Here is a 13,037-nt window from a genome sequence, read left to right on the forward strand (position 1 = left end):
TAAAATGCTATATCGTATTTCACTTATACTATTAACGCTTACATGCCTATTTTGCTTTTCAACAGGCAGTTACGCCCAAGAAGCAAACGTAGAAGAAAACGACAATCCAGTCATACTTTATTCCGGAACGCCCAAGAAGTATGAAATCGGCGGAATCAAAGTAGAAGGCGTAAAAAACTATGAAGATTATGTATTGATCGGACTTTCAGGACTATCGGTAGGACAGACCATTGTTGTTCCGGGAGATGACATTACCACAGCTGTAAAACGTTATTGGCGACACGGACTGTTCTCTGATGTACAAATCATAGCTGAAAAAATTGTTGGAGACAAGATCTATTTAAAAATCATCCTGGCTCAACGTCCACGTATTGCCGACATTCGTTACCACGGCGTAAAGAAAAGCGAGCGTGAAGATTTGGAAGCCAAACTAGGCTTGGTAAAAGGAAGCCAGATTACTCCCAACTTGATAGACCGTGCTAAAATATTAATCAAGAAACATTTCGATGAAAAAGGTTTTAAAAACGCCGAAGTGACTATTGTAGAGCGTGATTTGGCTGACAATAAAGACCAAGTGGATGTTGATGTAATGATTGACAAGAAAGAAAAGGTGAAAGTCCACAAGATCACCATTGACGGCAACACTGTGTTGAGTGACAAGAAGTTAAAGCGTGTCATGAAGAAGACGAATGAGAAAAACAAACTTGTCAACCTCTTCCGTACCAAAAAGTTCATTGAAGAGAAATACGAAGAAGACAAACAGCATATCATCGACAAATACAACGAATTAGGTTACCGCGACGCACAAATTGTTGTGGACAGCATTTCTCCATACGATGACCGTACCGTCGATGTGTACATGAAAATAGAAGAAGGTGACAAATACTATCTGCGCAACGTGACATGGGTAGGTAACACCATTTATGCTTCGGACTGGTTGAACGAGCAACTCCGTATGAAAAAAGGAGATGTTTATAACCAGAAATTAATGACCGAGCGTCTAACCGGTGATGAAGACGCTATCGGTAACTACTACTATAATAAAGGATACGTATTCTACAACCTTGACCCGGTAGAAGTAAACATAGACGGTGACTCCATTGACTTGGAAATGCGTATTCAGGAAGGTCCTCAGGCCTCTATCAGCAAAGTGCGCATCAACGGTAACGACCGTTTGTATGAAAACGTGGTACGCCGTGAGTTAAGAACCAAACCGGGAGATCTGTTCAGCAAAGAAGCATTGGAACGTTCCTATCGTGAGATAGCCCAAATGGGACATTTCAACCCTGAAAATATCCAGCCGGATGTTCAACCGGATCCTACCAATGGTACAGTAGACATCAACTGGAATCTGGAGTCTAAAGCAAATGACCAGGTAGAGTTCTCGGCAGGTTGGGGACAGACCGGTGTTATCGGTAAATTAAGTTTGAAGTTCACGAACTTCTCTATGGCAAACTTGTTCCATAAGAGTGATAACTACCGAGGATTCCTGCCACAAGGTGATGGGCAGACATTGACCATCAGCGGACAGACCAACGGTAGTTACTACCAGTCATATAGTGTATCGTTCTTTGACCCGTGGTTTGGCGGGAAACGTCCGAATTCATTCTCTGTTTCGGCTTTCTACTCCATACAGACAGATATCAGCAGTAACTACTATAACTCAGCTTATATGAATAATTACTATAATTATTACAGCGGTTATGGTAATTATTATGGTGGATATAACAACTACGAGTCTTATTATGACCCCGACAAATCTATCCAGATGTATGGAGCATCCATCGGTTGGGGTAAGCGTTTGAGGTGGCCGGATGACTACTTTACCCTGTCAGCCGAACTCTCTTACCAACGATTTATATTGAAAGACTGGAGCTACCTGTATATCAAGTTGAACAACGGAGAGTATATGTCAACCGGTAATTGCAACAACTTGAGTTTGAATCTAACTCTGGCACGTAACTCTACGGACAACCCGATTTTCCCGCGTCGCGGTTCTGAATTCTCGGCTTCCGTACAGTTGACTCCTCCGTACTCATTGTTCAGTAACAAGGACTACTCGGTATACGGTAAAGATGATTATGATGAAGCGGCAAGCATGTTCAACTGGATTGAATACCATAAATGGAAATTCAAATCAAAGACCTATACCGCCCTTACAGGAGGTCAGAAATGTCCGGTTATTATGACACGCGCAGAATTCGGCTTGCTGGGTCACTATAACAAATACAAAAAATCACCTTTTGAAACATTCTACATGGGTGGTGACGGTATGACAGGCTATAGCACCAGCTACGCTTCCGAAACCATTGCACTGCGTGGTTACGAAAACGGTTCATTGACCCCTTATGGTAGTGAAGGCTACGCTTACGTACGTTTAGGTGCAGAATTAAGATACCCGTTGATGCTGGAGAATTCGACCAGTATCTATGCGCTAGGCTTCATCGAAGGAGGTAACGCATGGACAGATGTAAGCAAGTTCAATCCGTTCCAGTTGAAACGCTCGGCAGGTGTCGGTGTCCGTATCTTCCTGCCGATGATTGGTATGATGGGTATTGACTGGGCATATGGTTTCGACAAGATTAACGGCTCCAGCCGTTATAGTGGAAGCCAGTTCCACTTTATCCTAGGACAAGAGTTTTAATAACTAAAAACAAAGTGATTATGAAAAAGGCTATCCTATTATCTCTATTGTTTGTGGCTTGTGTATTCACAGCCAGCGCTCAAAAGTTTGCCTTGATTGATATGGAATATATCCTGAAGAATATTCCTGCATACGAACAGGCGAATACCCAACTGAATCAAGCTTCACAACAATATCAAAGTGAGGTGGAGGCGAAAGCAAAAGAAGCGGAAACACTTTATAAAGAATACCAGAAAGCCTCGGCTTCCCTGTCGGCCGCACAGAAAACGCAAAGAGAAGAAGCAATTGTGGCAAAAGAAAAGGAAGCAGCCGAACTGAGAAAGAAATATTTCGGTCCTGAAGGAGAAATGGCCAAAAAACAAGAAGCATTAATCGCACCTATTCAAGATAAAATCTATGAAGCGGTAAAACAGATTTCAGAGCAAAAAGGATATGCGGCAGTAGTAGACAGAGGCTCTGCCCAAAGTATTATTTTCGCGTCTCCAAGCATTGATATCAGCAATGAAGTGCTCTCAAGATTAGGATATTCAAATTAATTTCCTACATTTGCAACCGATAATCCAAATTTGCAATAACTAATAAAAAATAGAACTATGTTGAAAAAAATTGCTTTACTACTTTTACTCATCGTTCCGATGAGTGTATTTGCTCAGAAATTCGGGCATCTTAAATCTGCAGATGTACTTACTGTCATGCCGGAATTTACAAAGGCTCAGACTGACATCCAAGCTATGCAGAAACAATATGAGGATGAAATGAAACGTGCGACTGATGAACTGACCAAAAAATATACTGAATACCAACAGGAACAAGCCAACCTTCCTAAGAACATTCAGGAAAGACGCCAGAAAGAATTGCAGGAATTACAGGAAAAAGGAATGCAGTTCCAACAAGACGCACAACAGCAATTGCAGAAATCATACGCTGATATGATGGAACCTATCTACAAAAAAATTGAGGATGCCATCAAAGCAGTAGGCCAGGAAGGTGGATATACTTATATCTTTGATTTGAACAGAACAGAAATTCCCTACGTAAATGAAGCGCAGTCCACGGATGTAACTGCTGCTGTCAAAGCTAAAGTAGGAATCAAATAATTAAGTTAAAGACCTTTACAGGCACGGATTACACAGATTTCATAGGTTTCGAAACCGTGAACATCCGTGTAATCCGTGCCTGTATTATATAGCTATACTGCCATGATCCCATCTCTCCCCCCTTCAACCGGCCCTATCGGTGTATTCGACTCCGGCTACGGTGGTCTAACCATTCTGGACAAAATACGCGGACTGATGCCTGAATATGATTATATCTATTTGGGAGACAGCGCACGCTGTCCATACGGACCGCGCTCCTTTGAAGTTGTTTACGAATTTACCTTGCAAGCCGTAAGCAAACTGTTCGAACTAGGATGCCCTTTGGTGATATTAGCATGCAACACAGCATCGGCAAAAGCCTTACGCACCATCCAGCAGATCAATCTTCCGGTAATAGACGCTACCCGCAGAGTACTCGGGGTCATCCGGCCTACAGCAGAATGTATAGGAGAAATCACCCGAAGCCGGCACGTAGGCATACTGGCCACAGCCGGTACCATCAAATCCGAATCCTATCTTTTGGAAATACATAAATTATCTCCCGACATTGTGGTAACAGGAGAAGCCTGTCCCATGTGGGTTTCCTTAGTAGAGAATAATGAATATCAATCGGAAGGAGCCGACTATTTCGTCAAACAACATATCAACCGGCTGCTGGATAAAGACCCGGTGATTGACACCATCATACTGGGATGTACCCATTATCCGTTACTGCTTGATAAAATAAGACAGTTTACTCCCGGACATATCCGCATCATCGCACAAGGAGAATATGTAGCCCGAAGTCTGCAGGACTATTTGAACCGCCATCCTGAAATGGACGCACGTTGCGAAAAAGGAGGAAAGTGCCGCTTCCTTACCACCGAAAGTGAAAACAAGTTCGAGGAATCCGCTTCCATCTTCTTAGGTCGGCAGGACATAAAAGTAGAAAGCATAGCATTGGAATAACTTTCTTCCGGTTTACCTGTTATATATACCATCCATAACGCTTAATTCATGAAGATATGTATACAAATAAAGTAAAGAAGATAGCTGCGGTACACGATTTATCCGGTGCAGGACGAGTATCTCTCACCGTCGTTATCCCTATCCTCTCATCCATGGGCTTTCAAGTCTGCCCTCTGCCCACAGCCGTATTATCCAGCCACACCCAATACCCGCACTTCTCCTTCTTGGACCTCACGGACGAGATGCCCAAGATTATCAACGAATGGAAGCAACTGAAGATACAGTTTGACGCTATCTATACAGGCTATCTGGGCTCTCCCCAGCAAATACAAATCGTATCCCGGTTTATTGATGATTTCCGACAACCTGACAGTCTGGTTATGATAGATCCTGTTTTGGGAGATAACGGGAAATTATATACCAACTTCGATGAACAAATGATTATGGAGATGCGCCATCTCATCCGGAAAGCCGATGTTATCACACCTAATATGACCGAACTCTTTTATCTGCTTGACAAACCTTATAAAGCAGAGAATACGGACGCGGAACTGAAAAACTATCTGCACGAAATATCAGAACACGGTCCCGGTATCGTCATTATCACCAGCGTACCCGTACAAGATGACTCGCACAAGACTTCCGTATATGCATACGACAGGCAAGGAGACCGTTATTGGAAAGTTACTTGCCCCTACCTGCCTGCTCATTACCCCGGCACAGGTGATACATTTACCAGTGTGATAACTGGCTCACTGATGCAGGGAGACAGCCTGCCTATCGCCTTGGACCGCGCCACACAGTTCATCCTGCAAGGCATCCGCGCCACTTTCGGATATGAATATGATAACCGAGAAGGAATTCTGCTAGAGAAGGTATTGCACAATCTGGATATGCCAATCCAGATCAGCAGTTATGAACTGATTTGAGGATCCCGAAAGTAGAAGATTTGTCCCCCGGGAAAGAAGCTTGTACCAAGCCCTATTACTCCGACGATTAAGGTCGTTTTTCCTTATAGCTAACCCTTATCATACAGTTAACTACTACAGACTCCGGCAGTGGACTGTACAGTCTACTGCAAGAGTTTATACAGTCCACTATATCAGACTGTACAAACCACCGGAAGAGACTATAGTACACAACCATAAAAAAGAGCTTAACCATAAAACAAAATAGGGTTAACCACAAAGAAGAAAAGAGTAAAACCAAAGAAAGCAGCCAAATCGTACCGTGCAAACCAACAAACATCAGCCGTATCAACAATAATAAATAAATTACCTGCCCAGCAGCCTGCGGCTGAGATAACGCACGGGATACCACACAGAAAGAAAGCCCACCACCAGCACAGTGACAAAAACTATAACAATATCCCATGTATGGACACTGACCGGATAGGCATCCACCACAAAATTGCCACCGGAGTTACCACCTCCCAGCGAAAGCAATCCGAATTCCTGCTGGATAAAACAAAGGATCAAGCCCAGTACCACTCCGATAACCGCACCCATCAATGAAATCATACGCCCCTCGAACAGAAAGATACGCGTAATCAACTTGTCGCTGGCCCCTAAATTGCGCAATGTCACTACATCTGCCTTCTTATCTATAATCAGCATGGACAATGAGCCTATCACATTAAAGCAGGCTATCATCAGGATAAAGGTAAGGAAAATATAAGAGATCAGCTTCTCTATCTCCATAATGCGGAAAGTATCCGCTTGCTGCTCATACCGGTCCTGCACCCGGAAATCATCTCCCAATATTTTCTGTATCTTCGATTTTACACTCCCTACATCTACATCCGGCTTCAATTTCAATTCTACCGAACTCACTTCTGTGTCATACTGAAACAACCTACGGGCAAATTGGAGGGAAGTCAAAATGTAAGAAGAGTCATACTTCTGTTGGTTCACCGCAAAAACAAGGCCGCTGGAATATAAATCGGCAGAGTTAAAGCTGGAAGCAGGATTGGCCATATTGACTTTAACTCCCCGTTTGGGAGCATAAATCTCTAGCGGATCGAGGAATTTGATACCCGTTCCCAAGATAGAAACCAATTCTATGCCGGGAATGGCATAATCTACCACTTCATCATGCAACACGAATTGCCCCCGGCCGAAAAGGATACTGTCAATAGCGGTCAGATCCTCGAAATTATCTTCAATTCCTTTAATCACCGCCATGGTCTGACGATCTTTATACTGAACCATCGCATTCTCTTCCAAAGACTCAGAAAAAACAGCGATCTCCGGCATCCGGCGCAAAGCTTCTATACGCGCTTCTTGTCCGTCAAAAACCTTTCCGGTGACAGCCGTAATTTTCAGCTCCGGGTCAAAAGCCGTAAAGAAAGTAGCTACCAGATCCTGGAAGCCGTTAAAAACAGACAAAGTGCATACCAATGCCAATGTAGCCAAAGCCACTCCGCAGACGGAAATGGCTGAAATAACATTAATGGCATTGTGCGACTTCTTGGAAAAAAGATAACGCTTCGCTATATAAAAGGGAAAATTCACCGTCCGGTTCTACTTTTTCAACAGTTCGTCTATACGTTCGGCATAATCCAATGAATCATCCACAAAGAATTTCAACTCGGGAATGATGCGCAACTGATGGCGTACCCGTGTTCCTAATTCATAACGGATGGATTTCATATTATCATTGATATTCTTTACTATTTCCTGGCTCCTCTCAGAAGGGAACACGCTGAGATAGACGCGTGCAATACTCATATCGGGACTGATGCGGACAGCACTTACCGACACCAAAACACCATTCATGGACTTAGTCTGAAGCAGGAAAATCTCACTCAACTCCTTTTGGATCAAACGAGAAATCTTATTTTGTCTGGTCGTTTCCATAATTAATAATTATTCAGTTTGCTAATTTGCTAATATGCCATAGGGTTCATAGCGCAAGCTATGAGCACATTATTCAACATTTTTTTATGATTGTCAGCCCGTCGCGCAAGGGAAGAATCACCTTTTCAACCCGTTTGTCGGCAGCTACCAAATCATTAAATTTCTTTATTCCAATAGTCTGAAGATCTGTATGATGCGGTTCCTCCAATACATGTCCGTCCCACAATGTGTTGTCGGCAATGATATATCCGCCGGGTGATAATTTCTCCAGTACCATTTCGTAATATTCAATATACTTCCGCTTATCACCGTCTACAAACGCTAAATCAAAGGTAATGTTCATGCCAGGCAGCAACTTCAGCGCATCACCTATATAAAATTTAATCTTGCCGGCGTAAGGCGAACCTTCCAGCCAGGGACGTGTAAAGTCCTCCTGCTCATCGTTTATCTCAAATGTGTGCAACATGGCCCCCTCTTCCAACCCTTCGGCCAGGCAAAGTGCGGAGTAGCCACTGTAAGTCCCGATTTCCAACACCTGACGGGGGCGTATCATTTGCACAAACATTTTCAGCATACGTCCCTGCAAGTGGCCGGAAGCCATACGGGGACGTAAAAGCTTGACGTGCGTATCGCGATAAAGTGCCTTCAGGTAATCACTTTCTTCGTCAATGTGCTGAAGGATATATTCGTCAATAGCGTCCGTTTCTTTCATTCCTATCTTCTATTTTTATAGGTAACGGTTGCGGTTGGGCAGCACATAGTCCATAGCATACTTCAACACATCTCCCACTACATTGATTTCAAGGAAAGAAGTCTGAGTACCTTGCTTACCGCTGCTCAGATAGGCCACCATGTCGCTTTCACTCAAAACGCCATCATCCAGCAATTTACGCAAAGCAGCGAAATAATATGCCTGTCCGTTAGCCTTTTCGGGCATATAGATAGCCTCCACCCCATATGACAAAGCCAGATGACGCATCGTTTTTTCTTTATAACAGATGGCCAATACAGGATATTTGCCACGGAAAGCAGCAATATTACGTGCGGTACGCCCGCTGAAACTGTCGGTAATAATGGCGCGGATATTCAGTTTGCTGGTAGCCTTTACTGCCTGTTTTGCCAGGAAAGCAGTTACGTCATTGGAGTTTTCATCCAAAGGAATACGGATGTCATTCTCGGCCAGTTTATCTTTCTCAGCCTGCGCTGCAATCTTGGCCATCGTCTTCACGGCTTCCACCGGATACTTGCCGTATGCCGTTTCTCCACTCAGCATCAATGCATCCGTGCGGTAGTAAATAGCATTGGCAATATCGGTCACTTCAGCACGGGTAGGACGCGGATTATTAATCATGGTATGCAACATCTGGGTAGCAACAATCACCGGTTTCTTTGCCAGAATACATTTTTTTATCAACAAACGCTGAATGCCGGGGATTCGTTCCTGAGGAACTTCAATGCCCAAGTCACCACGAGCCACCATGACTCCGTCGGCCACTTCCAATATTTCATCAATATTGTCCACTCCTTCCTGATTCTCGATCTTGGCGATAATCTTAATGTCGCTGCCGTATGCATCCAGTATCTGGCGGATATCCAGCACATCTTGCTTATTACGAACAAACGAATGTGCTATGAAATCAATGTCCTTTTCAATAGCATACAGTATATTGTTACGGTCCTTTTCTGTCAAAGAAGGGAGATTGATGCGCACGCCCGGTACATTCACACTCTTACGGTTACCCAAAGTAGCTTCATTCTGCACCTCGCACAACAAATACTCGTCTGTCTTCTCAATCACGCGCAGCTCCAGATCACCATCATCAATCAGAATATCGCCATCCACCTGAAGATCATGCACAAAACCAGGATAAGATACAGCAATACATTCACGGGTCGTTTCTTGTGCTGGATTGCCTACAATCTTTACTTTGTCACCAATCTGATAAGGAATAGGCTCGCCGCCTGCAATAGCAGTAGTACGCACTTCGGGACCTTTTGTGTCCATCAATATGGCAATACGGTTGGAAACCTCACGTACATTGGTTATCAATTTTTCAAAACCTTCACGTGAAGCGTGAGCCGTATTCATACGGACCACATTCATACCAGCCTTGAAAAGATCTCTTATAAACTCTACCTCGCAACGCTGATCTGAGATGGACGCTACGATTTTTGTTTGTTTCAACATCATAATCTTATCACCTTATATTATACCTAAACTTTTTATTTTCTCATCAACAAAGCCTCAATCGCCAAACGATATGAATGAAGCCCGAACCCACAAATTACTCCCACACAAGCGCAAGAAATCATCGACTTATGGCGAAACTCCTCACGGGTATGTACATTTGAGATGTGCACCTCAATCACAGGAGCTGTCACGGAGCGGATAGCATCCTGTAAAGCAATGGAAGTATGCGTATAAGCCCCTGCATTCAAGACGATGCCGTCATAATCAAAACCCACTTCGTGTATTTTATTGATCATCTCACCTTCCACATTCGACTGATAATACGCTATTTCAATGTCCGGATAAGTACGGCGCAATTCCACCAGATAGTCTTCAAATGAAACAGCACCATAAATGGAAGGTTCCCGTTTGCCTAATAAATTGATATTAGGTCCATTAATAATTTGTATTTTCATATTTATACTATATCTGAACTTTTTCTACCTTTGCAGGGAATTTGGGTACAAAGGTAGAAAAAAGAAATGAAAAGAACCGAGAAAACAGACAAGATATTGGTGAAATACAAGCAATATTTAAAGTTGGAGAAATCGTTATCTGACAATACGGTAGATGCTTATCTTACTGACCTGGACAAGTTACTGGCTTATCTTACATTAGAAAATATCAACATTCTGGATGTCCGGCTTGAAAATCTGGAAGATTTCTCAGCCGGATTACATGATATCGGCATCCACCCCCGTTCGCAGGCACGCATCTTGTCAGGCATCCGCTCTTTCTACCGTTTCCTCATTATGGAAGATTATCTGGAATCCGACCCAACAGAATTACTGGAATCCCCCCAGACAGGTTTCAAACTGCCCGAAGTAATGACGGTGGAAGAAATAGACTTATTGATAGGCAGCATAGACCGCGGAACCAAAGAAGGTCAACGCAACAGAGCCATATTGGAAACACTTTACAGTTGCGGACTACGTGTTTCCGAACTCTGTAATCTGAAATTATCCGAACTTTATTTTGAAGAAGGCTTCATCAAGGTGGAAGGGAAAGGAAGCAAACAGCGGCTGGTCCCTATTTCACCGCGTGCCATCAAGGAAATCAGGCTCTACTTCACCGACCGTAACCTGATGAAAATAAAGCCGGGATTTGAAGATTTTGTCTTCATCAGCAATTTCGGGAAGAACATCTCCCGCATCATGGTTTTCCATATCATCAAGGAACTGGCAGAGCGCATCGGTTTGAAAAAAAAAATCAGTCCTCATACCTTCCGCCATTCTTTTGCGACACACTTGCTGGAAGGAGGCGCCAACTTGCGTGCCATACAGTGTATGCTTGGACACGAAAGTATCGGGACCACAGAAATTTATACACACATAGACCGCAATATGTTACGCAGTGAAATCATAGAACACCACCCCCGTAACATCAAATTCAGAGAAAAAGGTAAATAAAGGTTCTATATTCTAAAATATTTTAAGATAAATTGAAAAAAAAGCAGGCTAAGAAGCTAGCACATAATAGAGTTTTTCCTATCTTTGTCCCCAAAGAGACGCACAAAAACGTACTATAGCGAATTTTACATTACAAACGTTAAATTAATAAAGTAACTATGATTAAAAAGTTGTATTTGCCCTTAGTGGCTTTATTGGTCCTTGCCCTGTCATCATGCGGCAAGATGGGAGAATTGTCTTCTGACTATTTCACAACTAACCCTGAAGTGCTTGAAGCAATCGGTGGTAAAGTGCCTGTGACAATTAATGGTAAATTCCCCGAGAAGTATTTCAAGAAGAACGCAACTGTTGAAGTTACCCCTGTTCTGAGATGGAAAGGTGGCGAAGCTAAAGGCCAGCCTGCTGTATTCCAAGGAGAAAAAGTAGAAGGAAACAATCAGACTATCGCTTACAAAGCAGGTGGTAGCTATACGATGAAAGCTTCTTTCGACTATGTTCCCGAAATGGCAAACTCTGAACTTTATCTTGATTTCAAGATTACAAAAGGAAAGAAATCATACACTATTCCTTCTGTGAAAATCGCTGATGGCGTTATCGCGACTTCTGAACTGCCTACTGCTGCCAGCTCTAACGCATCATACGCTAACGATGCTTTCCAACGCATCATTAAAGATGCTCAAACTGCTAACATCATGTTCTTGATCCAGCAAGCTAACTTGCGCAACAGTGAATTGAATTCTGACGATATCAAAGAATTCCATAAGAAAGTGGCTGAAGTTAATGCTGACACCAAGAACTACAAACTGAATAACATTGAAATTTCTGCATACGCTTCACCTGATGGTGGTGTGAAACTGAACACCGGTTTGGCTGAAAACCGTGAAGCAAACACAGAAAAATATATGGAACGCCAGTTGAAGAAAGGCAAGATTGATACTAACCTGGATGCAAAATACACTGCACAAGATTGGGAAGGTTTCCAAGAACTGGTATCCAAATCAAACTTGCAGGATAAAGATTTGATCTTGCGTGTTCTTTCTATGTACAATGATCCTGAACAAAGAGAAGCTGAAATCAAGAATATTTCTTCTGTATACAAAACTTTGGCTGACGAAATCCTGCCTCAGTTACGTCGTGCCCGTTTAACTGCCAACTATGACATCATCGGTCGTAGCGATGATGAAATCAACGAAGCATTCAACTCTGATCCTAAAGTATTGAGTGTAGAAGAATTATTGTACGCTGCTACACTGACTAACGACAACGCCCGCAAAGAAGCTATCTTCAACAAGACAACTCAACTTTATCCGAACGATTTCCGTGCTTATAACAACCTGGGTGAATTGGCATTCGCTGCCGGTGATGCTGCTAAAGCAGAAAACTACTTCAAACAAGCTGCTTCTAAGAACGCTAGCGCTCCTGAAGTAAACGCTAACCTTGGTCTTTGCGAATTGGTTAAGGGCAATGTTGCAGCTGCTGAAACTTACTTAGGCAAAGCTACAGGTGCTAATGCTGCCGGTGAAGCTTTGGGTAACTTGTATATCAAACAAGGCCAGTATGACAGAGCTGTCAACTCATTCGGTGACGCTAAGACTAACAGTGCCGCTCAAGCTCAGATTTTGGCTAAAGACTATAACAAAGCAAAAGCGACCTTGTCTGCAATCAAGAATCCGGATGCAATGACTGACTACTTGATGGCTATCGTTGGTGCTCGCACAAACAATGCTTCATTGGTAAGCAGCAGCATCAAGAGCGCAATCGCAAAAGATCCTTCAATGGCTGAAAAAGCTGCTAACGATCGCGAGTTCGCTAAATACGCCGACGCTATCAAATAATATAACTAGATATCAT

At 43.1% G+C, this 13,037-nt stretch carries 12 protein-coding genes; 7 read left to right on the forward strand and 5 right to left on the reverse strand.

From position 1 onward, the window contains the following. Positions 1 to 4: 4 nt before the first annotated feature. The 5 genes from bamA (at position 5) to GKD17_RS20650 (ending at position 5,618) form a co-directional block, all read left to right on the forward strand. The gene (bamA, locus tag GKD17_RS20630) at positions 5 to 2,644 is read left to right on the forward strand and encodes an outer membrane protein assembly factor BamA (protein WP_007839118.1); all 2,640 of its coding nucleotides are present in this window, start codon (positions 5 to 7) and stop codon (positions 2,642 to 2,644) included. 20 nt (positions 2,645 to 2,664) lie between these two features. Beyond that, the gene (locus tag GKD17_RS20635; protein ID WP_007839119.1) at positions 2,665 to 3,180 is read left to right on the forward strand and encodes an OmpH/Skp family outer membrane protein; all 516 of its coding nucleotides are present in this window, start codon (positions 2,665 to 2,667) and stop codon (positions 3,178 to 3,180) included. A gap of 57 nt (positions 3,181 to 3,237) precedes the next feature. Further along, positions 3,238 to 3,741, forward strand: coding sequence for an OmpH/Skp family outer membrane protein (locus GKD17_RS20640; RefSeq protein WP_007839120.1), 504 nt, complete (start codon positions 3,238 to 3,240; stop codon positions 3,739 to 3,741). Positions 3,742 to 3,843: 102 nt separating this feature from the next. Next, complete coding sequence (gene murI, locus GKD17_RS20645) at positions 3,844 to 4,689, forward strand: glutamate racemase (protein ID WP_007839121.1); 846 nt, start codon at positions 3,844 to 3,846, stop codon at positions 4,687 to 4,689. A 56-nt stretch (positions 4,690 to 4,745) separates the two neighbouring features. Then, positions 4,746 to 5,618, forward strand: coding sequence for a pyridoxamine kinase (locus tag GKD17_RS20650; protein WP_007839123.1), 873 nt, complete (start codon positions 4,746 to 4,748; stop codon positions 5,616 to 5,618). A 345-nt stretch (positions 5,619 to 5,963) separates the two neighbouring features. Here GKD17_RS20650 and GKD17_RS20655 read toward each other — a convergent pair whose 3' ends face one another. From GKD17_RS20655 to aroQ, 5 genes are all read right to left on the reverse strand, one after another. Beyond that, on the reverse strand, positions 5,964 to 7,202 hold the full coding sequence (locus tag GKD17_RS20655; protein ID WP_007839131.1) for an FtsX-like permease family protein: 1,239 nt from the start codon (positions 7,200 to 7,202) through the stop codon (positions 5,964 to 5,966). A 9-nt stretch (positions 7,203 to 7,211) separates the two neighbouring features. Next, positions 7,212 to 7,547 carry a 30S ribosome-binding factor RbfA gene (gene rbfA / locus GKD17_RS20660; protein ID WP_005844486.1) on the reverse strand — a complete coding sequence of 112 codons (336 nt, stop codon included), beginning with the start codon at positions 7,545 to 7,547 and terminating at the stop codon, positions 7,212 to 7,214. 73 nt (positions 7,548 to 7,620) lie between these two features. Next, entirely contained in the window at positions 7,621 to 8,259 is a 639-nt protein-coding gene (locus tag GKD17_RS20665; protein WP_007839133.1) for an O-methyltransferase, read from the reverse strand. A gap of 15 nt (positions 8,260 to 8,274) precedes the next feature. After that, complete coding sequence (gene pyk / locus GKD17_RS20670; protein WP_005850571.1) at positions 8,275 to 9,738, reverse strand: pyruvate kinase; 1,464 nt, start codon at positions 9,736 to 9,738, stop codon at positions 8,275 to 8,277. Positions 9,739 to 9,770: 32 nt separating this feature from the next. Continuing rightward, the gene (gene aroQ, locus GKD17_RS20675; protein WP_007839134.1) at positions 9,771 to 10,193 is read right to left on the reverse strand and encodes a type II 3-dehydroquinate dehydratase; all 423 of its coding nucleotides are present in this window, start codon (positions 10,191 to 10,193) and stop codon (positions 9,771 to 9,773) included. Positions 10,194 to 10,259: 66 nt separating this feature from the next. On the opposite strand from aroQ, the gene xerD reads away from it, so the two are divergent. Both xerD and GKD17_RS20685 read left to right on the forward strand, forming a co-directional pair. Further along, positions 10,260 to 11,186, forward strand: coding sequence for a site-specific tyrosine recombinase XerD (gene xerD, locus GKD17_RS20680; protein WP_007839135.1), 927 nt, complete (start codon positions 10,260 to 10,262; stop codon positions 11,184 to 11,186). A 158-nt stretch (positions 11,187 to 11,344) separates the two neighbouring features. Then, complete coding sequence (locus tag GKD17_RS20685) at positions 11,345 to 13,021, forward strand: tetratricopeptide repeat protein (RefSeq protein ID WP_007839136.1); 1,677 nt, start codon at positions 11,345 to 11,347, stop codon at positions 13,019 to 13,021. Positions 13,022 to 13,037 lie beyond the last annotated feature (16 nt).

This window comes from Phocaeicola dorei, assembly GCF_013009555.1.
Lineage (GTDB): Bacteria > Bacteroidota > Bacteroidia > Bacteroidales > Bacteroidaceae > Phocaeicola > Phocaeicola dorei.

Coding starts and splice junctions, on each gene's coding strand:
- bamA (WP_007839118.1), top strand. CDS start 5: ATGCTATATCGTATTTCACTTATACTATTAACGCTTACATGCCTATTT.
- GKD17_RS20635 (WP_007839119.1), top strand. CDS start 2,665: ATGAAAAAGGCTATCCTATTATCTCTATTGTTTGTGGCTTGTGTATTC.
- GKD17_RS20640 (WP_007839120.1), top strand. CDS start 3,238: ATGTTGAAAAAAATTGCTTTACTACTTTTACTCATCGTTCCGATGAGT.
- murI (WP_007839121.1), top strand. CDS start 3,844: ATGATCCCATCTCTCCCCCCTTCAACCGGCCCTATCGGTGTATTCGAC.
- GKD17_RS20650 (WP_007839123.1), top strand. CDS start 4,746: ATGTATACAAATAAAGTAAAGAAGATAGCTGCGGTACACGATTTATCC.
- rbfA (WP_005844486.1), bottom strand. CDS start 7,547: ATGGAAACGACCAGACAAAATAAGATTTCTCGTTTGATCCAAAAGGAG.
- GKD17_RS20665 (WP_007839133.1), bottom strand. CDS start 8,259: ATGAAAGAAACGGACGCTATTGACGAATATATCCTTCAGCACATTGAC.
- pyk (WP_005850571.1), bottom strand. CDS start 9,738: ATGATGTTGAAACAAACAAAAATCGTAGCGTCCATCTCAGATCAGCGT.
- aroQ (WP_007839134.1), bottom strand. CDS start 10,193: ATGAAAATACAAATTATTAATGGACCTAATATCAATTTATTAGGCAAA.
- xerD (WP_007839135.1), top strand. CDS start 10,260: ATGAAAAGAACCGAGAAAACAGACAAGATATTGGTGAAATACAAGCAA.
- GKD17_RS20685 (WP_007839136.1), top strand. CDS start 11,345: ATGATTAAAAAGTTGTATTTGCCCTTAGTGGCTTTATTGGTCCTTGCC.